Origin of the sequence: Streptomyces sp. RB17, assembly GCF_009604455.1 — a bacterium.
Classification (GTDB): Bacteria; Actinomycetota; Actinomycetes; order Streptomycetales; family Streptomycetaceae; genus Streptomyces.
Map to the genome: position 1 here is coordinate 702,320 of NZ_WEGL01000006.1, position 19,401 is coordinate 721,720.

At 72.1% G+C, this 19,401-nt stretch carries 15 protein-coding genes and 3 pseudogenes; 5 read left to right on the forward strand and 13 right to left on the reverse strand.

What is annotated here, in order from left to right:
* Positions 1 to 38 precede the first annotated feature (38 nt).
* Both SRB17_RS28425 and SRB17_RS28430 read right to left on the reverse strand, forming a co-directional pair.
* Entirely contained in the window at positions 39 to 290 is a 252-nt protein-coding gene (locus SRB17_RS28425; RefSeq protein WP_153542928.1) for a WhiB family transcriptional regulator, read from the reverse strand.
* Positions 291 to 636: 346 nt separating this feature from the next.
* Positions 637 to 1,026, reverse strand: a pseudogene (locus tag SRB17_RS28430) (LysR substrate-binding domain-containing protein); the annotation flags it as partial.
* Between SRB17_RS28430 and SRB17_RS28435 the strand changes: the two are divergent.
* Both SRB17_RS28435 and SRB17_RS28440 read left to right on the forward strand, forming a co-directional pair.
* Positions 953 to 1,264, forward strand: a pseudogene (locus tag SRB17_RS28435) (LysE/ArgO family amino acid transporter); the annotation flags it as partial. The pseudogenes SRB17_RS28430 and SRB17_RS28435 overlap by 74 nt on opposite strands.
* Positions 1,265 to 1,371: 107 nt before the next feature.
* On the forward strand, positions 1,372 to 2,670 hold the full coding sequence (locus SRB17_RS28440) for an MFS transporter (protein ID WP_323376341.1): 1,299 nt from the start codon (positions 1,372 to 1,374) through the stop codon (positions 2,668 to 2,670).
* A gap of 110 nt (positions 2,671 to 2,780) precedes the next feature.
* Here SRB17_RS28440 and SRB17_RS28445 read toward each other — a convergent pair whose 3' ends face one another.
* Together SRB17_RS28445 and SRB17_RS28450 are read right to left on the reverse strand one after the other, a co-directional pair.
* On the reverse strand, positions 2,781 to 3,239 hold the full coding sequence (locus SRB17_RS28445) for a cyclic nucleotide-binding domain-containing protein (RefSeq protein ID WP_194294164.1): 459 nt from the start codon (positions 3,237 to 3,239) through the stop codon (positions 2,781 to 2,783).
* Between the two features lie 281 nt (positions 3,240 to 3,520).
* Positions 3,521 to 3,763 carry a hypothetical protein gene (locus SRB17_RS28450; RefSeq protein WP_153542929.1) on the reverse strand — a complete coding sequence of 81 codons (243 nt, stop codon included), beginning with the start codon at positions 3,761 to 3,763 and terminating at the stop codon, positions 3,521 to 3,523.
* Positions 3,764 to 3,886: 123 nt separating this feature from the next.
* Between SRB17_RS28450 and SRB17_RS28455 the strand changes: the two genes are divergently transcribed.
* Together SRB17_RS28455 and SRB17_RS28460 are read left to right on the forward strand one after the other, a co-directional pair.
* On the forward strand, positions 3,887 to 4,318 hold the full coding sequence (locus tag SRB17_RS28455) for an ATP-binding protein (protein WP_153542930.1): 432 nt from the start codon (positions 3,887 to 3,889) through the stop codon (positions 4,316 to 4,318).
* A gap of 235 nt (positions 4,319 to 4,553) precedes the next feature.
* Positions 4,554 to 5,408, forward strand: a complete 855-nt coding sequence (locus SRB17_RS28460; protein WP_153542931.1) for a SigB/SigF/SigG family RNA polymerase sigma factor — start codon at positions 4,554 to 4,556, stop codon at positions 5,406 to 5,408.
* A gap of 19 nt (positions 5,409 to 5,427) precedes the next feature.
* Here the strand turns inward: SRB17_RS28460 and SRB17_RS28465 are convergent, their stop codons facing one another.
* From SRB17_RS28465 to SRB17_RS28480, 4 genes are all read right to left on the reverse strand, one after another.
* The gene (locus SRB17_RS28465; protein ID WP_153543061.1) at positions 5,428 to 7,650 is read right to left on the reverse strand and encodes an FUSC family protein; all 2,223 of its coding nucleotides are present in this window, start codon (positions 7,648 to 7,650) and stop codon (positions 5,428 to 5,430) included.
* 297 nt (positions 7,651 to 7,947) lie between these two features.
* A complete protein-coding gene (locus SRB17_RS28470) occupies positions 7,948 to 9,324 on the reverse strand; it encodes an NAD(P)/FAD-dependent oxidoreductase (protein ID WP_153542932.1) in 1,377 nt (458 codons plus the stop codon).
* A 218-nt stretch (positions 9,325 to 9,542) separates the two neighbouring features.
* Positions 9,543 to 9,977 carry an ATP-binding protein gene (locus SRB17_RS28475; RefSeq protein ID WP_153542933.1) on the reverse strand — a complete coding sequence of 145 codons (435 nt, stop codon included), beginning with the start codon at positions 9,975 to 9,977 and terminating at the stop codon, positions 9,543 to 9,545.
* A gap of 125 nt (positions 9,978 to 10,102) precedes the next feature.
* A complete protein-coding gene (locus tag SRB17_RS28480) occupies positions 10,103 to 12,001 on the reverse strand; it encodes an AMP-dependent synthetase/ligase (protein WP_153542934.1) in 1,899 nt (632 codons plus the stop codon).
* 193 nt (positions 12,002 to 12,194) lie between these two features.
* Here SRB17_RS28480 and SRB17_RS48590 point away from each other — a divergent pair.
* Positions 12,195 to 12,314 (forward strand): annotated as a pseudogene (locus SRB17_RS48590) (DUF6480 family protein); the annotation flags it as partial.
* Between the two features lie 8 nt (positions 12,315 to 12,322).
* On the opposite strand, the gene SRB17_RS28485 reads toward SRB17_RS48590, so the two are convergent.
* The 5 genes from SRB17_RS28485 to SRB17_RS28505 form a co-directional block, all read right to left on the reverse strand.
* Positions 12,323 to 13,411, reverse strand: a complete 1,089-nt coding sequence (locus SRB17_RS28485) for a glutamate--cysteine ligase (RefSeq protein WP_323376342.1) — start codon at positions 13,409 to 13,411, stop codon at positions 12,323 to 12,325.
* A 96-nt stretch (positions 13,412 to 13,507) separates the two neighbouring features.
* Complete coding sequence (gene glgB, locus SRB17_RS28490; protein WP_153542935.1) at positions 13,508 to 15,709, reverse strand: 1,4-alpha-glucan branching enzyme; 2,202 nt, start codon at positions 15,707 to 15,709, stop codon at positions 13,508 to 13,510.
* Positions 15,710 to 15,713: 4 nt separating this feature from the next.
* Complete coding sequence (locus tag SRB17_RS28495) at positions 15,714 to 17,078, reverse strand: maltokinase N-terminal cap-like domain-containing protein (protein ID WP_153542936.1); 1,365 nt, start codon at positions 17,076 to 17,078, stop codon at positions 15,714 to 15,716.
* 31 nt (positions 17,079 to 17,109) lie between these two features.
* Positions 17,110 to 18,828 (reverse strand): maltose alpha-D-glucosyltransferase, encoded by a 1,719-nt coding sequence (gene treS / locus SRB17_RS28500; RefSeq protein WP_153542937.1) that lies wholly within the window; start codon positions 18,826 to 18,828, stop codon positions 17,110 to 17,112.
* A partial coding sequence (locus SRB17_RS28505) for a DUF3459 domain-containing protein (RefSeq protein ID WP_153542938.1) occupies positions 18,825 to 19,401 on the reverse strand: 577 nt, incomplete at its 5' end. The genes treS and SRB17_RS28505, both read right to left, overlap by 4 nt.

Consider the following 19,401-nt stretch of genomic DNA (forward strand, 5'->3'; position numbering starts at 1 on the left):
ACAAGGGGCCCCTGAGCCGCGGATCCCGGGCGCCCAGGTCAGCCGGAGCGCGGCCGGGAGCGGGCGCGGCGGTGCAGGGCCCGGCGCTCCGGCTCGGTCGTCCCGCCCCAGATGCCGATGCCCTGGCCCGTGTCCAGCGCCCAGTCCAGGCACTCCTCCCGGACGGAGCACCGGCCGCAGACCGCCTTGGCGTGCTGGGTCTGCACATGCGCCGGACCGGTGGTGCCGATGGGGAAGAACAGGTCGGGGTCCTCGTGACGGCACGCGGCATGGTCGCGCCAGTTGTCCATGGAAGTCTCCCGGATCCGATCGAAGTCGTCCGTGCCTGTGGAATGCGTACTGCGGGTTCGGGTGACCGGTCGGGGCGGTGTGAAACGACGTGTGCGACAGGGGTTCGTGCGACGACCGCGATCCGGCCACGGGCGCGCGGGGCCACGGCGGCCGCACGCGTTCAACGGGCCGGGGAACGGGGCGGACGGGCGACCGGGCCGAGGGCACCCGTACCCGACCGGGCGCCGGGGGCGCGGAGTTGGGGGCGAGAGCCGGCTGGGACCGCCGTCCGCCGCGCCACCGCCCAGCCACCGTACTCCGCAGGGCCCTTCCCCGGGCGCGAGGCGATAAGGCGTGACGTGACCGTCAGCGGCGCAGCGCCGCGGCCGCCGTCTCCGTCACCGCCTCGGCCAGTGCCGCCAGCGCGGGGGAGTCCAGCTTCCACTGCTGCCAGTACAGCCTGACGTCCATCCACTCGCCGGGCGCGAGGAGCATCAGCCGGTCCTCCGACAGCAGCGGACCTGCCTGGACCTCCGGCACCATGCCCCAGCCGAGCCCGGCGGCGATCGCGTCCAGAAAGCCCTCCGAGGTGGGCACGAGGTGCCGTAGCGGGCCGGCGGAGGCCCGGCCCAGCCGGCGTACGAAAGCGTCCTGGAAGTCGTCCTTGCGGTCGAAGACCACGACGGGGGCCTCGGCCAGTGCCTCCGGCAGTGGCCGCCCGCCCAGGTGGGCCGCGGTGAACTCCGGTGCGGCGACCGACCCGCACGGCTACCTGGACACCGTGTTCCTGCTCGGCTCCCTCGCCGCCGACCGGGGCGCGCCGCGCTGGACCTTCGGACTCGGCGCCGCGCTCGCCGGCGTGTGCTGGTTCGCCGCACTCGGATTCGGCGCCCGGCTGCTCGGCCGCTTCCTGGCCCGGCCGTGGCGGGTCCTGGACGGCCTGGTCGCCGTCACCATGCCGGCGCTGGGGGCCACGCTCATGGCCGGATCCTGAGCCCGGTCCTGGCAAATACCGTTCGGTGTGCACAGGGTCCACTGAGATAGTTAGGCTCTCGAATCGAAAAGATGTAACGAGCACTATCTATCGGCAACAGGACACCCGTGGACACGAGCGAGAGCAGCACCACCGAACCCGACGCCGCGACGGACGCGGCGGCTCCGCCCCGGCGCGGCTGGCGCCGCTGGGCGATGGACACCCGTCCGCTGAGCGTCCCGGCCTACCGGCGCCTGTGGACGTCGACCATCGTCACCGCCGTCGGCAGTCAGCTCACGGCCGTCGCCGTGCCCAAGCAGATCTACGACGTCACGCACTCCTCGGCGTGGGTCGGCTACGCGAGCCTGGCCGGGCTCGTGCCCATGGTGGCGTTCGCGCTGTGGGGCGGCGCGGTCGCCGACACCGTGGACCGCCGCAAGCTGCTGCTGGTCACCAACACCGGTATCGCGGTCACCTCGCTGCTGTTCTGGGTACAGGCCGTCACCGGTATGGAATCCGTCGTCGTCCTCATGGTGCTGCTCGCGTGCCAGCAGGCGTTCTTCGGTCTCAACTCCCCGGCCCGCAACGCCTCCATCGCCCGGCTGGTGCCCGCCGAGCAGCTGCCCGCGGCCAACGCGCTGGGCTCCACGGTGATGCAGACCGGGCTGGTCGCCGGCCCTCTGCTCGCCGGTGTGCTGATCCCGGTCATCGGGCTGCCCGAGCTCTACCTCATCGACGCCGTGGCGCTGTGCGTGACCGTGTGGGCCGTCTTCCGGCTGCCCGCGCTGCCACCGCTCGGCGAGGCCGCCGCCCGCCGGGCCGGGGTGCGCGAGATCGCCGCCGGGTTCCGGTACATCTCCCGGCACAAGGTACTGCTGCTGTCGTTCCTCGCCGACATCGTCGCCATGGTCCTCGGCATGCCCCGCGCCCTGTTCCCGCAGCTCGCGGCGCAGACGTACCACTCCTACGGCGAGGGACTCGCGCTCGGCGTGCTGTTCGCCGGCATCCCCGTCGGCGCGGTGCTCGGCGGCCTGTTCTCCGGGGTGTTCTCGCGGGCCCACCGGCACGGCTGGATGGTCATCGGGGCGGTCGTCGGCTGGGGCGTGGCCGTCGCCGGGTTCGGACTGACCCGGAATCTCTGGGTGGCCCTGGCCTTCCTCGCTGCGGCCGGTGTCGCCGACATGGTCTCGATGGTGTTCCGCGGGGCGATCCTGCTGTCGGCCGCCACCGACGAGATGCGCGGCCGGATGCAGGGCGTGTTCACGGTGGTCGTCGCGGGCGGGCCGCGCCTGGCCGACGTGCTGCACGGCACGGCCGGCTCCGTCTTCGGCCCGCGTGCCGCGGTGGCGGGCGGCGGTGCGCTGGTCGTCGTGGTGATGCTTGCCCTGGCCGCCGCCGTGCCGGCGCTGCGCCGCTACCGGATCTGAGCGGACGTGCTCCGCCGGGGTTGCCGCGATGTGCCTGCCGTCGTCCGGGAGCGGCGCCGTCGGGGCTGGTCACGCGGTTCCCCGCGCCCCTTCGGGGTGCTCGACCCCGCCTAGATCAAGCCGGGACGCCGCCCGCTCGTGTACTGGTCCATCAGCTTGCCCCGGGTCGTCTCCAGGCGGTTGGCCAGGATCTCGGCCACCGTGCGCACCAGCGAGAGCCCGAGCAGCGGGTCCTCCACGCACAGCGCGAGCACCGAGGGCCCGTCGAACTCGTAGGCGCGTACGTCGGTGAAGGCCACCGCGCCGAAGTCCCACTGGTACGGCGGGAACAGCCAGGACCAGCCGAGCATGTCGCCCGCGCCCAGCGTGGCCACGGTGACCCGCTGCCGCGAGGTCACCTGCTGGTCCAGGTGGACGGCGCCCGAACGGATCACCCAGAACCGGTCGGCGGTGCCGCCCGCCTCGAAGATGTGGGTGTCCTCGGGGAACGAGACCTCCTTGGCCAGTTCCATCAGGCGCTCGCGCTGCGCATGCGGCAGGGCGGTCAGCAGTTTTATCGCTTTGGTCATGGCGCGGGGCTCCTCGCCGAGGCGGTTCGGGGGTGCTTTCCCTAAGCCCATTTCAGCCGCTGCCGCCGCTGCGGGCACCTCGAAGGACGTGGATTTCCCGGCGCGTGCCCGGTCCGCAGCGGTTTCCGGGCAGCAAGAAGCCCTGGCTGGACGGGGGAAGCCAGCCAGGGCCGTCTGCGGTGACGCCATGGGGGGAGGAAGGACGGTTCCGGTCACCCCCGGCATCACGTATGTATGAACGATAAACCATTCGGCGATGGTTCTACCAATCGGTAGCGGGATCAGGTGACCTGTTTCACGCCCCCCGTCCCGACCGCCGGCCCACCCGGACAGACGATCTCCTCCAGCACCCCCGCCACCGCCTCGAACGCCCAGGCCCGGACCGTGGCCTCCCGCGCGCCGTCCGGATCCGTCGCCGCCAGACTCTGTGCGCGTTCCCGCCAGGCCCGCTCCTCGGCGGCCGCATGCTCCCGGCCGCGCCGGATGCGCCGCAGCAGTTCGTCCGCGTCCACGACATCGGTCATACGGGTCTGGTACCCGCGAGGCCACGGTGATGACACGGGCACCGACGGTGTTTCACGGCTCCGGAAGCGGTCAGGTGAAAAGAAGGAAGCCTGGCAATCCCGGCATCGCTCGGGGAGGAACGGATGCGCGACAAGCACCGGACCAGCTGCTCCACTGCCCTGCGGGAACCGCGCCGCCTGCCGTGCCGGCCGGCCGACGCCCGCAGAACCGTGGAGCGCGTCGTGGCCGAACGGTGCAGGGCCCGCGCCATGTCCTGCGGCGCGGCGGCCATGGAGGACGCCCTGCTGGTCACCTCGGAGCTCACCACCAACGCCATCCTGCACGGCGGCGGCATCACCGGCTTCGACGTCGCCGTCGACTCGGACGGCGTGCGGGTGTCGGTGAGCGACCGCAGCGACGAGCTGCCGGTGGCCGCCCCGCCCGTCGACGAGCGCGGCCCCACCCGCCTCGGCGGCCGCGGCTGGCCCATCGTCTGCCGCCTGTCCCAGGACGTCCGGGTCGCGCAGCTGCCCTGCGGGGGCAAGCGGATCACGGCCGTCGTACCGCTGCACTGAAGCCGTCCGGAACCTTCGCCCCTGGGGTGTTTGCTCCCCGGCGCGAGGGGCAGGCGGAATCTCGTGCTTCGGACCGGAGGCGCGCGCCCGGCAAGAACCGTACGACCGCCCGGGTCCCCCCTCTCGGCCGGACCGGGCGACCGACCCGCGGCGAACCCTGATACCACCGTTCGAGCCCGGCCGCGGAACCCATTCCGGCCGTGTGCCCTGAAACCACGTTCAGGAGCGATTCCGCATGCTGACCGACATGTCGACAAGCCGTCCCGGCACGCCCACCACGGACTCGGCCGCCGCAGCTCCCGCGCGGCGGCCCCATGACGACGCCCCCGACACCGCGGCGCTGTTCGCCCGGCTGGCGGAGCTGGACGACGGCCCCGAGCGGGACGGCGTACGCGACGAACTCGTGGCCGCCTGGCTGCCCATGGCCCACCGGATCGCCGGCCGCTTCCGCGACCGGGGCGAATCCGTCGAGGACCTCCGGCAGGTGGCCGCGCTCGGGCTGGTCAAGGCCGTCGACCGGTTCGACCCGTCCCGCGGCGCCTTCGAGAGCTACGCCGTGCCGACCATCACCGGAGAGGTCAAGCGGCACTTCCGGGACCGGATGTGGGCCCTCAGGGTGCCGCGCCGGGTGCAGGAACTGCGCAACCGGGTGCGCGTGGCCCGCCGCGAGCTCACCCAGTACCCCGGCAGCCCCGAACCCACCGTCACCGCCATCGCCACCCACACGGGCCTCACCGAGGAGGAGGTCGGCGCGGGCCTGGAGGCCCTGGAGAGCTTCAGCACCCTGTCCCTGGACGCCGAACTGTCCACCGGGGACGACGGCTACAGCCTCGCCGACACCCTCGGGGCGGCGGACTCCTCGTACGACGTCGTGGTCGACCGCGAGGCCGCCAAGGAGGGACTGCGCCGGCTGCCCGAGCGGGAACGGGCGATCCTCTACATGCGGTTCTTCGAGGACATGACGCAGAGCCGCATAGCCGACCGGCTGGGCATCTCACAGATGCACGTCTCCCGGCTGATCAGCCGCAGCTGCGCCCGCGTCCGCGACGAGGCCATGGGCCGGCGCGCATACGGCCCCGGCCCGGCATGACGGCGCGGCCGACGGACCGTCACTTCTTCTGCCGGTCCGCCCCGGTGGTGACGCCCAGCGGCCGGGCCAGGCCCGAGACCGCCTCGTCCAGCCGCTGCAGATGGCGCAGCACCCGGTCGGTGACCCGGCCGTAGCGCGGGGTGCGCAGGGTTCCCGGCTCCAGCATCGAGGCGATGCTGGGGCCGGTCTCGATCTCGGCCGTGGCATGCGGGTCGGCGACATGTGCGGCGATCGCCTCGATGTTGTGCACGATCCGGGCGCCCGCCCCGCGCAGCCGGGGATCCGCGGCGATCGACGGGTGCGTCGGCAGCAGCTCGGCCGTGGCCGCGAGCGAGCGCCCGTGGTAGGCGCAGGTCTCCAGCAGCGCCACCACGTACCGGGCGGTGTCCCGGCGGGAGCGCAGCGGGGTGATCGGATGCGTCAGCGGCTGGGTGGCAGCCCGCAGGTCGGCCAGCGCCTGGTCCAGATCGCGCGCCTGCTCCACCAGATCGGCGCCCGCCCCGCCGCTCAGCTGGTCCACGGCGGCCCGGGTGACCTCGGCCAGCCGGTCCAGGACCGTCACGAGGAGGTCGTTGGTACGCCGGTCGGTGCGGACCGGCAGCACCACCGCCGCCGCGATCACCCCGGAGGCCGCGCCGAGTGCCGTCTCCTCCACCCGCAGCACCAGCACCGCCATGCTGTACGTGTTCAGCAGCGTGTACAGCAGCCCCAGCATCGCCGTGACGAAGAACGACATCAGCGTGTACGACAGGGGCGCGGTGTAGAACATCGCGAAGATGAACACCAGCACCAGGCCGAACGCCGTCCACGTGTGATGCCCGACCAGACCGGCGAGCACGATACCGGCCACCACGCCGAGCACCGTGCCCAGCAGCCGCCGGTAGCCCTTCACCAGGATCTCACCGGTCGAGGCGGTGTTGATGAACACGATCCAGCAGGTCAGCACCGCCCAGTACCAGCGCTGACTGGACAGCAGCTCGCCGCCGGCGATGGCCAGCGCGGACCCGACGGCCACCTGGACCGCGGCCCGTGTGGTGGGCCGCTCGAGACCGCTCGGCCCCGGCTCCTCTTCCTCGGCCTCCTCGCCCGCCTCGATCGCGGCGTCCTCCGCCTCCAGTTCCTCGCGCGAGCGGGTCGTCGCCGGGGTGTCGTCGGACTCGTCCTGCGGCCCGTCCAGCGCGACCCTGAGGCCCAGGGAGGCCCGGGCGGCCTCGCCGAGCCCACGGAAGACGTCCTGCACGGCCGGCGCGGCCTTGGGCAGGTTCTCCTCCTCGCGGTAGCCGAGCAGCCGGTTGCGCACCTGGGCGAGCGCGGTGCCCCGGGCCTCGCCGACCGGCCGCAGCACCAGCAGCCGCAGCGCCTGCAGATCCCGGCGCAACGCCGCCGCGGCCTCGTCCCGCACCGGCAGCTGTCCGCCCGAGGGCAGCGCGGCGCCCGGCAGATGCAGGGTGAGGGTGTCGGTCCGCTCGGCGCTGCGCGCGGTGAGCAGCAGCAGTCCGAGCCGCTCGGAGGCGATCTCGGCGTCCGCGATCCGGCGCTGCAGCAGCCGGGCCACCGCTGGGTCGGAGGTGCCGTCCTCCAGCCGCCCCTGGATCAGCAGTGCCGTCTCGTGCAGCCGCGCGGTGGCGGTGCGCAGATCCTCCAGCGCCTTGTCCACCTCGTCCGGCCCCGCGTCCAGCAACTCGGCCTGGACGGCGATCAGCTGCGCGAGCCGGGCGCGGAACGCCCGCCGCAGCCGGTCCAGGATGCCCGCCGGGGTCCGCGGCAGCAGCACGAAACGCGCGGCGGCGCTGCAGGCGAAGGCCACGCAGATCACCCCGTACAGCGCGGGCAGCACCGAGGTGGTCGCGTACACGAACAGGGAGAGGAAGTAGATCTGAAAGCCGATCAGGCCGAGCGCCGTGCCGCGGTCGCCGAACCGGCGGCTGTAGACCGCGCAGCAGATGAGCAGGACGAAGAACAGGTCCCCGGCGACGACCCGTTGGTTCAGCAGCGCGCCCAGCGACACCGACGCCAGTGCCACGGGCAGGCCGAGCGCGAGCGTCACGGCCTGCGCGGGGCGCTGCTTCTCCTGGATGGCGAAGGTCGACACCATCGCCGCCATGGCGCCGGCGACCAGTTGGGGCACCGGCACCCGCAGGGCGGCCAGAACGGCCAGGGTGAGCGCGATCGCGGTGACGGTGCGTGCTCCCGCGGTGAGCCGGAGCAGCCCGGGATCGGACGCCGCGATCCGGTCCCACATCCGTACCCGCCCAGGTCGTGCCGCTGTGCTCACGCCGCCGCGCTCTCTCCCGTGCCGGAAACCGATCTCCGACCCAGCATCGCACGACGGCCCCGGCCTGCCTGCCCTCGGCCAGGGGCCCCGGCACGGAGGGAGGGTTGCGGCAGGCCGAGCGCCGTGGGGTTGCCTCGCCACAGCCTGGAGCGGGCCGACCGTGGCCGACCGCGCCCGCACGGCGCCGGCCGCCGATCGAAGACGGCCCCGCGAGGACCGCCGACCCCTGGCAAGCGATCGGCGGCCTCGACGAGCCGGGTCCGGCTACGGATTGTCGACGGCCGTGCCCTCCACCCGGGCCCGTACCTGTTCCGGTGTCAGATAGGCGTCGGTGAACTCGAAGTCCTTCAGCCGGGCAGGCTTGCGGGCCTGGAAGCCGGTGCGGACGAAATCGTCGCCGGCGACCGCGTTCAGCAGCCAGTTGGTCATCACCCGGGTCTTGGCGACGTTGGTGCGCAGCGCCGACCAGTGGTAGCCGCGGGCCACCGCCTGGGCCGGCACCCCGCGCAGCTCCACGCCGAGCGGCTTGGACACCGCGTCCTTGCCGCCGAGGTCGACGACGAGGCCCAGGTCGTGGTGCACGTACGGCGTCAGCGGCTGCCCCCGCAGGGTCGCGATGACGTTGTCGGCGACCTTCTTGCCCTGGCGCATGGCGTGCTGCGCGGTGGGCGGGCAGACCGCGCCCGGCTCGCCCTTGGCCTCGTCGGGCACGGCGGCCGCGTCCCCGAGTGCGAACACGCCGTCGTGACCGGGCAGGGTCATCTCGGCGGTCACCGCCAGCCGGCCGCGGACCGTCTCCGCGCCGAGCGTGGCGATCAGCGGGCTGGCGACCACGCCGGCCGTCCAGATCAGCGTGTGCGTCGGTACCACCCGGCCGTCGGTGAAGGTGACCTCCTCCGCGCCGGCCTTGTCGATCGACACGCCCAGCGACACCTCGATGCCGCGCCGCCCCAGGATCTCCTGCGCGCTGCGGCCGAGCTTCTCGCCCAGCTCCGGCATCAGCTTGGGCGCGATGTCGATCAGATGCCACTTGATCAGGCCGGGATCGAGCCGCGGGTAGCGCTGTACGGCGGCATGCGTCAGCCGTTGCAGACAGGCCGCGGTCTCGGTGCCGGCGTAGCCGCCGCCGACCACCACGAACTGCAGCCGCGCCGCCCGTTCGGCGGGGTCGTCGCTGGCGTCCGCGAGGTCGAGCTGAGTGATGACGTGATCGCGGATGTACGCGGCCTCGGCGAGGGTCTTCATCCCGAAGGCGTGCTCGGTCAGCCCCGGGATGTCGAAGGTACGGGTCACGCTGCCGGGCGCCAGCACGATGTAGTCGTAGGGCTCGTCGACGGTCTTGTCGGTGATGGTGCGGACGACACACACCTTGGACCTCAGGTCCACGCCGATGGCGCCGCCCGGGATGATCCGGGTGCGGTACTTCTTGCTGCGGCGCAGACTCAGGGCGATCGACTGCGGCGTCAGCACGCCGGAGGCGACCTGCGGCAGCAGCGGCAGATACAGCTGGTAGGAGTTCGGCGTCACCAGGGTGACGTCGGCCTCGGCGGGAGCGAGTTTCCGCTCCAGGCGGCGGACGCACGCGACTCCGGCGAAGCCTGCGCCAACCACCAGGATCCTGGGTCGTGTCACGGTGTTCATCCCTTTCTGCGGCTCCAGGCGGTCCGACTCGACGCCGTTCGCTTGCCCTGGATCGATGCGCACCAGCTTTGATCCCACCGTGCCCCGAGCCGTTCCGCCAGCCGGGTGCGGCAGGCAGACGAACGCGTGGGCACCAGCATGCCCCCGCTGGGACAGGAGTAACCGGTTGTCGCACAGATACACGTCGTACACACGCCGCGGTCACCCGCACGTCGTGGTCACCACGGCAGGAACACATGGATGTCCTTGCCCTCGTCGTCGACGACGACGCTGACCTGCGTGCACAGCGTGTGCACCAGGTGCCAGCCGATGCCGCCGCCGCCCGTGCGCGGGTGGAAGGGCCGCGGTTCCGGCCTGGTGGTGCTCGTGTCGCGCATCGTCACGTGCACCCCGTCGAAGGTGCGCCGCATCCGCAGACCGAACGGCCCGGGCGCGTACTGGATCACGTTGGCGGCCAGCTCGGTGACCACCAGAAGTATGTCGTCCCAGTACTCGGGTGCCGTGGGCGGCGCCTGGGTGGCGAGCGCACAGAGGAACCCCTCCGCGGCGAGCCGGGCCTCCGTGACGTTGCGCAGTTCACCGGTGAAGGAGAACGTGCGCTCGTACCCGTCCGCCGAGGGCGGTGTGTCGTCCCCACGTGGCTCCGTCGCCATCTCGCAATCCCCGGTCCCGGGCGGTCAAGGGCGTGGCGGGACCCTCCGCCCAGGACGGCTGTCGGTGCTGATCTCATTCTGTGCCTGCGAGTTCCCGCAGCCGGGCGGGATATCCGTGGCGGGCGTCAGCGGAAGACGTCGTCCGGCTCGTCCCAGTCGGCCGGCTCCTGCGGCAGACGCGCCGTCCGCGACCGCGCCTGGTACATCGCGTCGATCTCGGCGGCGTAGTGCCGCACGATCGCGTCGCGACGCAGCTTCATCGACGGGGTGAGCAGTCCGTTGTCCGGGGCGAACGGTTCCGGCAGCACACGGTAGACCCGGATGGACTCCGTGCGGGAGACGGCGCTGTTGGCGGTGGCGACGGCCCGCGCGATCTCCTCCCGCAGCGCGTTCTCCTCACGGCTCTCCCGGCCCGGACTGTCGCCCTGGAGCGCCAGGGTGGCCCGCCAGTGCGCGAGGAAGTCCGGGTCCAGGGTGATCAGGGCGCCGACACAGGGCCGGTCGTCGCCGATCACGACCGCCTGGTGGACCAGCGGATGCATGCGCAGCCGCTGCTCCAGCGGGGCCGGGGCGACGCTCTTGCCGCCGCTGGTGACGATGATGTCCTTCTTGCGCCCGGTGATCGTCAGGTAGCCCTCTGCGTCCAGCCGTCCGATGTCCCCGGTGGCCAGCCAGCCGCCGCGCAGCGCGGCCCGCGTCGCCGGCTCGTCGCCGACATAGCCCTGGAACACCGACGGGCCGCGCACCAGGATCTCCCCGTCGTCGGCCACCAGGACCTCGGTGCCCGGCAGCGGCCGGCCGACCGTACCGGACTTCTCCCGGCCGAGCGGCTGCATGGTGATCCCGCCGCAGGCCTCGGTGAGGCCGTACCCGTCGTGGACGAACACCCCGATGCCCTCGTAGAACAGGGACAGTTCGCGGCTGAGCGAGGAACCGCCGGAGGTGCCGCGCACCACCCTCCCGCCGAGCGCCGCGCGCAGCCTGCGGTACACCGTCCGTTCGTACAGGGCGTGTTGCACCCTCAGCTCGAAGCCGGGTCCCGGCCCGGTGCCCAGCCGGCGGCGCTCCTCGGCCGCCGCGTAGTCCCGAGCGGTCTGCGCGGCCCGCTCGAACAGGGCACCCCGGCCCGCCTGCTCGGCCGCCTGCAGGAACTTCGTGTAGAGCTTCTCGAACACCGACGGCACGCCGTACAGATACGTCGGCCGGAACGTGGCCAGCGCCGAGGTCAGCGACGCCTGCGTCAGTTCCGGCTGGTGCGCCATCAGGACGCCGCCGCGCACGCACATCAGCATGATCATGAGGCCGTACACATGGGAGAACGGCAGAAACGCCAGCACGGACGGCTGTACGCCCGGCGGGGCCGCCGTGTGCAGCCAGCCGGCCAGCAGTGTGTCGCAGGGGTAGGCGAGACCGCCGTGGCTCAGCGCGCAGCCCTGGGCGCGGCCGGAGGTACCGGAGGTGTAGACGACGGCCGCGGTGGCGTCCGGCAGCACGATCCGGCGCAGCGACTCCACGGTGGTGTACGGCACGATCGCGCCGTGCTCGACGAGTTCGGGCAGCGCGCCCGCGTCCAGCTGCCAGACGTGCCGCAGCCGCGGCAGCCCGGCGCACACCGTGCCGACGGTCATGACGCCCTGCTCGTCCTCCACGACCACGGCCACACAGCCGGCGTCCCGCAGGATCCACTCGACCTGGTCCCGCGAGGAGGCCGGATGTACCGGCACGATCTCGGCGCCCACGGCCCACAGGGCGTGGGCGAACACCGTCCACTCGTAGCGGGTGCGGGACATCAGGGCCACCCGGTGACCGGGGCTGATCCCGGCGGCGATCAGCCCCTTGGCCAGGTCGACCACCTCGTCGCGCAGCTCGACGGCCGTCACCTCGTGCCACACGGTGGCGGCGGAATCCAGACGGTGGGCGAGCACCGGCAGGGTGGGACTGCGCTCCGCGGTGTCGAAGACGCTGTCGGCGAGGCCGCCGGTGAGCGGCGGGGCAACGGCGGGAGCGAGGGCGACGTCGCGCATGCGCTGCTCCTGGATGTACAGAGGGTCACTCCGCCGATCGGCTCAGTGTCGGCGGTGCTCGAATGTAGCCCAGCGGACCGCGTTCGGTGCCGGGAACGGGGAAGTCGTGATCGGCTGATGATGTGGCCGTGTCCTGGGGACTCGGCGGACATGAGTCAGGTGCCCCGATCCGGAGCCCGAGCGGACCACCGGGCTGGAGCCCGGCGGCGCGGTACCGCCCGGCGAGACGCCGCCCGCCGGGAGCAGCCTGCCGGAGGCGGGGCCCCACGAGACACACAGCCCGCCCTGGGGCTGGGCCAATGATCGTCTGGCCGCGGACGGTCAGCCCTGGGTACGCCGGACGCATTCGGTGACGACATCCCGCAGATCGCCGCCGTGCTCCAGCAGCCGGCGCTGCTCGCGCGCGCCGTTGCCGCGCCGCAGCAGCTCGGCGATGCCCTGCTCGGCGCGGTCGGCGTCGCCGGTGGCGGTGAGCGCGTCCCGGGTGTACGAGAGCAGCGACCGCAGCACCTGCGGGGCGGGCTCGGGCCGCATGGTCGGCGGGTCGAGCAGGTTCCCCTCCAGGCCGAACCGGGCGGCCTGCCAGTCGGCGAGCCGCAGCAGGCTCACGCTGTGGCCGGGCGCCGGCCGGCCCGCCCGCCAGTCCCGCGCGGCCGTCTCCACGAGCGCGCGGGTCAGCGTCGCGATCAGCACGGCGGTGTCCGCACCGAGGCACACGTCGGCCACCCGGACCTCCACGGTCGGATAGCGGACGGACAGCCGCGCGTCGAAGTAGACCATCCTCGTGTCCAGCAGGGCACCGGTGGCCACCATGTCCGCCACCCGCCGGTGGTACCGCTCCGCCGACTCGAACGGCTCGGTCGGCCCGGCCGACGGCCAGCGGTTCCACACCCGGCTGCGATAACTGGCGTAGCTGGTGTCCCGGCCCTGCCAGAACGGCGAGTTCGCACTGATCGCACGCAGCACCGGGAGCCAGGAACGGATCCGGTCGAGGACGGCGATGCCCTCCTCGTCCGACTCCACGCACACATGGACATGGCAGCCGCACACCAGCTGCTCCCAGGTCGGTATCCCGTAGTGCTCGGCCAGCCACTCGTAGCGGTCGTTCACGCTGAGGGAGGGGCTGACCGGCAGGGGAGAGGTGGCCAGCGCCGCGACCGCGCAGCCGAGCTCCCCGGCGTGCCGCGCCGCCTCCTTGCGGCAGCGCACGATCTCCTCGCCGAGGTCCGCCATGTCCGCCTGCGGATGCGTGGCGAACTCCAGCATCTGCCGGAACAGCTCCTTCTCGAAGACGTGCTGCCCCGGATCGTCATGGGCGACCCGGGCGAGGACGGCCGCCGCCAGCGCCTTCGGTTCGCCGCTGTCCGGGTCGACCAGAAGGAGCTCCTCCTCCACACCCACGGTGCGCACGTGGTGCCACCTTCCGTGTCCGTGCCACGAGGGGCAGTCAAGGCTCTGTACGACCCCCGACTGCCCCTGGGCGGGCCGCCGACACCTGTGGTTTTTTCAGTGCTCCGGCGTCAGCCAGACCGTGGCGAGCGGCGGCAGCGTGAGCTTCAGGAACCCGTCCTCGGGCTTCAGCAGCCCCTCGTCGCCGACTCCGCCGCCGCCGTAGCGGAGGTCGTCGGTGTTCAGTTCCTCCTGCCAGGCGGGGACCTCGTCGCCGGCCCACACCCGGTAGTCGTGCCGGACGACGGGGGAGAGGTTCGACACCGCGAGCAGGGGGGAGCCGTCGGCGGCGTACCGCAGGAACGCGAAGACGTTGTCGTCCGCCGCGTCGCACAGCACCCACCGGAAGCCGCCCGGGTCGGAGTCCCGCTGCCACAGCGCCGGCGTCGCCCGGTACACGGTGTTCAGATCCCGCACCAGATCCCGCACGCCCCGGTGGTCCCCGGCCGAGTGGTAGTCGTCGCCGAGCAGCCACCACTCGGGGCCGTGCGCCTCGGACCACTCGGCCCCCTGGGCGAACTCCTGCCCCATGAACAACAGCTGCTTGCCCGGGTGGGCCCACATGAAGCCGAGATAGGCGCGGTGGTTGGCCCGCCGCTGCCACCAGTCGCCGGGCATCTTCGACACCAGCGCCTGCTTGCCGTGCACCACCTCGTCGTGGGAGATGGGCAGGACGTAGTTCTCGCTGTAGGCGTACACCATCGAGAAGGTCATCTCGTTGTGGTGGTACTTGCGGTGCACGGGTTCCTTCTGGATGTACTGCAGCGAGTCGTGCATCCAGCCCATGTTCCACTTCAGCCCGAAGCCGAGCCCGCCGCTGTCCGTCGGCCGGGTCACCCCGTCCCAGGCGGTGGACTCCTCGGCGATGGTCACCACACCCGGACAGCGCCGGTAGACGGTGGCGTTCATCTCCTGCAGGAAGGTGACCGCGTCCAGGTCCTCCCGCCCGCCGAACACGTTCGGCTGCCACTGGCCGGAGTCCCGCGAGTAGTCGAGGTAGAGCATCGAGGCGACGGCGTCCACCCGCAGCCCGTCGATGTGGAACTCCTGGCACCAGTACACCGCGTTGGCGACGAGGAAGTTGCGCACCTCGGTGCGGCCGTAGTCGAACTCGTACGTCCCCCAGTCCGGGTGCTCGGCGCGCGTCGCGTTTCCGGGCTCGTACAGCGCATCCCCGTCGAACCGGGCCAGCGCCCAGTCGTCCTTGGGGAAGTGCGCCGGCACCCAGTCCATGATCACGCCGATGCCGGCCCGGTGCAGTGCGTCCACCAGGTACTTGAAGTCGTCCGGGGAGCCGAGGCGGGGCGTCGGCGCGTAGTAGGAGGTGACCTGGTAGCCCCAGGAGCCGCTGAACGGATGCCCGGCCACCGGCATCAGCTCGACATGCGTGAAGCCCATCTCCTTGACGTAGCAAGGCAGTTCGTCGGCGAGCCGGCGATACGTCAGTCCCGGTCGCCAGGACGGCAGATGGACCTCGTACACCGAGAACGGCGCCTGGTGCACGGGCACGTCGCCCCGGTGCGCCATCCACTCCGCGTCCCCCCACTCGTGCCGCGAGACCGCGACGACCGACGCCGTGTCCGGCGGCACCTCGGTGCACCGCGCCATCGGGTCGGCCTTGAGGAAGCGGTGGCCGTGACGCGAGGTGATCTCGAACTTGTAGCGGGCGCCCTCGCCGATCCCGGGCAGGAACAGCTCCCACACGCCGGACGCGCCGAGCGACCGCATCGGGTACTGCCTGCCGTCCCAGTACGTGAAGTCGCCGGCCACCCGCACCCCTTGGGCATTGGGCGCCCACACGGTGAACCGGGTGCCGGTCACGCCCTGGTGCGTCAGCGGCTCGGCGCCGAGCGCCTGCCACAGCTGCTCGTGCCGGCCCTCCCGGATCAGATGCAGGTCCAGCTCGCCCAGCGCGGGAAGGAACCGGTACGGGTCGTGCACCTCCTGCACGGCGTCGTCGTAGGTCACCAGCAGCGTGTACGACGGGATCTCCGGGTACGGCAGCACTCCCGCGAAGAGACCGTCGCCCTCCGAGCGGAGGGGGCTGCGCATCCCGTCGACCACGACGTGCACCGCGCGCGCGTTCGGGCGCAGGGCCCGGAACAGGGTGCCGCCCGGCACCGGGTGGGCGCCGAGCAGGGCGTGCGGATCATGGTGGGCGCCGCCGAGCAGCCGGCCGCGGTCGGCAGGGCCGAGCGGGACTGCGGTCGCCGGCGCGGGGCCGGCCGCCTCGGGGAGCGAGGTGTCGCGCAGAGCCATGACGTCATCCTCCCCACACGGCGAGCCGCTTGATCGCCGCCATCGGTACCGGCAGCCAGTCGGGCCGGTGTCTTGCCTCGTACAGCACCTCGTAGACCGCCCTGTCCGTCTCGTGCGCGCGCAGCAGCGCGTGCTTCTTTCGTGGATCCCAGCCGGCGCGGGCCGCGTAGCCCGCGCAGAACGCCTCCCGGCAGCGGCGCGCCCATTCGGGTCGCCAGGGGCGGCGCTGCCGGGCCGCGTAGTCGAAGGAGCGCAGCATCCCCGCCACGTCCCGCACCGGGGACTGCGGGACACACCGCTCGGCGAGCGGCCGGGACGGCTCGCCCTCGAAGTCGATGACGAACCAGTCGCGGCCGGCCCGCAGCACCTGCCCGAGGTGCAGATCCCCGTGGATGCGCTGGGCGGGCGGCCCGGTGTCGCAGGTGGCGAGCGCCGCGAACGCGGCCTTGAGCCCCGGCACGAAGGGCAGCAGGCCCGGAACGGCGTGCGCGGCCGCGTCCAGCCGGGCGCACATCGCCTCGGCCGTACGGCCGTTCTCGCCCGGCCCGGCCGGGCCGAACGCCTCGGCCAGCGCGAGGTGCACCTCGGCCATGGCCCGGCCCAGTTCACCGGCCTCGGCGGTGAACTCGTCGCCGGCGGCGAGCGCACGCAGCGCCAGCGTCCAGCCGTCGGTCGCGTCCGGCAGGAACGGCTGCAGCACACCCAGCGTGGCCGGCTGCGGCGCCGTCGTACCGAACCAGGCCACCGGCGCCGGCACCCGGGTGCAGCCCTGGGCGGCCAGCGCGGCCGTCACCTCCAGGTCCGGGTTCACGCCCGGCTGGATCCGGCGGAAGACCTTCAGGATGTACGCGTCGCCGTACACGATCGACGAGTTGGACTGCTCGGCGTCCAGCAGGCGCGGCGGCAGACCGCCGGGCAGGTGGGCGGCCGGGTCGGCCTCGAACCGCAGCGGACCGGCCGCGCCGGGCTGCCGCAGCCGCTCCAGCAGCAGGTTCGCCGAGCGTGGGTCGTGCAGCGCGTCGTACACCGCGAGCCCGGCGAACGGGCCCTCATCGGCCCGCCCGATGTACGCCCGCTCCAGCCGAGGGGCGAGGTGTTCGCGCAGCCCGAGCAGCAGCTGGTAGCAGTCACCGGGCGGGGGAGTGCCGCCCGGCGTGGGCACGGGCGCGTGCGAGGCGTGCACCAGCAGATGCAGACATCCCGGGAACAGCTCGGTCAGGGAGACCACGGTCAGATCGGTGACGGGCCGGTCCTTGCCCGCGAACCAGCGTTGCCTCGGCAGCCACTCGCGCAGCAGCTCGCCCAACGAGACCAGGGGACCGTCGAGCCCGGCCGCCGTGCTCGGTCGGACAGTGATGGTCTTCGGCATGGTGACGCGTCCTTTCCTCGGCGCCGGTCGTTCAGCGACGGCGGCCGATCCGGGATGCGACTCGGGTGAGCCGGAACCAGTAGAAGCCGTGGCCCTGCAGGGTCAGCAGGTAGGGAAGTTCACCGATGGCGGGGAAGCGGACGCCGCCGATCAGCTCGACCGGGTGCCGGCCGTCGTAGGCCCGCAGGTCGAGCTCGGTGGGCTGGGCGAAGCGGGAGAAGTTGTTGACGCACAGCACCAGGTCGTCGCCGTACTCGCGGAGGAACGCCAGGACCGCCGGATTGGAGGACTGCAGTTCGGTGAACGAGCCGAGACCGAAGGCGGGGTTCTGCTTGCGGATCTCGATCATGCGGCGGGTCCAGTGCAGCAGCGAGGACGGCGACGACATCGACGCCTCGACGTTGGTGACCTGGTAGCCGTAGACCGGGTCCATGATCGTCGGCAGATACAGCCGCCCCGGATCCGACGTCGAGAAGCCGGCGTTGCGGTCGGGGGTCCACTGCATGGGGGTGCGGACGGCGTCGCGGTCGCCGAGCCAGATGTTGTCGCCCATGCCGATCTCGTCGCCGTAGTAGAGGATCGGCGAGCCGGGCAGCGCGAGCAGCAGGGCGGTGAAGAGCTCGATCTGGTTGCGGTCGTTGTCGAGCAGGGGTGCGAGGCGGCGCCGGATGCCGATGTTGGCGCGCATCCGTGGGTCTTTCGCGTACTCGGCCCACATGTAGTCGCGCTCTTCGTCGGTGACCATCTCCAGGGTCAGCTCGTCGTGGTTGCGCAGGAAGATGCCCCACTGGCAGCCGGAAGGGATGGCCGGCGTCTTGGCGAGGATCTCGGAGACGGGGTAGCGCGACTCGCGGCGTACGGCCATGAAGATGCGCGGCATGACCGGGAAGTGGAAGGCCATGTGGCACTCGTCGCCGCCGGTGGAGTAGTCGCCGAAGTAGTCGACGACGTCCTCCGGCCACTGGTTCGCCTCGGCCAGCAGCACGGTGTCCGGGTACATCGCGTCGATCTCGCGGCGTACCCGCCGCAGGAACTCGTGGGTCGCCGGCAGGTTCTCGCAGTTGGTGCCCTCTTCGGCGTAGAGATAGGGGACCGCGTCGAGCCGGTAGCCGTCGATCCCGAGGTCCAGCCAGAACCTGAGGGCCGCGAGGATCTCCTCCTGCACGGCCGGGTTCTCGTAGTTGAGGTCGGGCTGGTGCGAGAAGAAGCGGTGAAAGTAGTACTGGCCGCGCACCGGGTCGAAGGTCCAGTTGGAGGCCTCGGTGTCGACGAAGATGATCCGGGCGTCCTCGTACTGCTTGTCGTCGTCGGCCCACATGTAGTAGTCCCCGTACGGGCCGTCGGGGTTCTTGCGGGACTCCTGGAACCACGGGTGCTGGTCACTGGTGTGGTTCATGACGAAGTCGATGATCACGCGCATGCCGCGCTGGTGGGCGGCGTCGACGAACTCCACGAAGTCGGCCAGGTCACCGAAGTCCGGGAGTACGGCGGTGTAGTCGGAGACGTCGTAACCGCCGTCCCTGAGCGGCGACTTGAAGAACGGCGGCAGCCACAGACAGTCCACGCCGAGCCACTGCAGATAGTCGAGCTTGGCGGTCAGGCCCTTCAGGTCGCCGATGCCGTCGCCGTTGCTGTCCTGGAAGGAACGGACCAGGACCTCGTAGAAGACGGCGCGCTTGAACCACTCCGGATCCCGGTCCTTGGCAGGGGTGTCCTCGAAGGTGTCGTGTACGGGTTCGTTGACGGTCATGAGGCCGCGGGCCCTCCGTTCTGGGGCATCGGACGCCCGACGTGGAGCACGTGCGCCGGCGCGCTGCCGGGCGTCAGGCGCACGTAGTTGGTCCTGCCCCAGCGGTACGTCTCACCCGTCAGTTCGTCGTGCACGGACAGGGCGGAGTTCCAGTCCAGGCCGAGTTGCGGCATGTCCAACGAGACCGTGGCCTCCTGGGTGTGGTGCGGGTCGAGATTGACGACCACGATGACCGTGTCGGTACCTGTGCTCTTGCTGTAGGCGAGCACGGCAACGTTGTCGGTCTGGTGGAAGCGGAGGTTGCGCAGGCGCTGTAGCGCGGGGTGCTGCCGTCGGATGGTGTTGAGCCGGGTGATGAGCGGCGCGATGGTACGGCCCTCACGCGCGGCCGCCTCCCAGTCCCGTCGCTTGAGCTGGTACTTCTCCGAGTCCAGGTACTCCTCGCTGCCCTCCCGCAGCGGGGTGTTCTCGCACAGCTCGTAACCGCTGTAGATGCCCCAGGCGGGCGAGAGGGTCGCGGCGAGCACGGCCCGCACCTCGAAGGCGGGCCGGCCGCCGTGCTGGAGGTAGGCG

Bases quoted from the DNA above. Each gene is read 5' to 3' on its own strand.
- SRB17_RS28425 (WP_153542928.1), bottom strand. From the start codon at position 290: ATGGACAACTGGCGCGACCATGCCGCGTGCCGTCACGAGGACCCCGAC.
- SRB17_RS28445 (WP_194294164.1), bottom strand. From the start codon at position 3,239: ATGACCAAAGCGATAAAACTGCTGACCGCCCTGCCGCATGCGCAGCGC.
- SRB17_RS28450 (WP_153542929.1), bottom strand. From the start codon at position 3,763: ATGACCGATGTCGTGGACGCGGACGAACTGCTGCGGCGCATCCGGCGC.
- SRB17_RS28455 (WP_153542930.1), top strand. From the start codon at position 3,887: ATGCGCGACAAGCACCGGACCAGCTGCTCCACTGCCCTGCGGGAACCG.
- SRB17_RS28460 (WP_153542931.1), top strand. From the start codon at position 4,554: ATGCTGACCGACATGTCGACAAGCCGTCCCGGCACGCCCACCACGGAC.
- SRB17_RS28465 (WP_153543061.1), bottom strand. From the start codon at position 7,650: ATGTGGGACCGGATCGCGGCGTCCGATCCCGGGCTGCTCCGGCTCACC.
- SRB17_RS28470 (WP_153542932.1), bottom strand. From the start codon at position 9,324: ATGAACACCGTGACACGACCCAGGATCCTGGTGGTTGGCGCAGGCTTC.
- SRB17_RS28475 (WP_153542933.1), bottom strand. From the start codon at position 9,977: ATGGCGACGGAGCCACGTGGGGACGACACACCGCCCTCGGCGGACGGG.
- SRB17_RS28480 (WP_153542934.1), bottom strand. From the start codon at position 12,001: ATGCGCGACGTCGCCCTCGCTCCCGCCGTTGCCCCGCCGCTCACCGGC.
- glgB (WP_153542935.1), bottom strand. From the start codon at position 15,709: ATGGCTCTGCGCGACACCTCGCTCCCCGAGGCGGCCGGCCCCGCGCCG.
- SRB17_RS28495 (WP_153542936.1), bottom strand. From the start codon at position 17,078: ATGCCGAAGACCATCACTGTCCGACCGAGCACGGCGGCCGGGCTCGAC.
- treS (WP_153542937.1), bottom strand. From the start codon at position 18,828: ATGACCGTCAACGAACCCGTACACGACACCTTCGAGGACACCCCTGCC.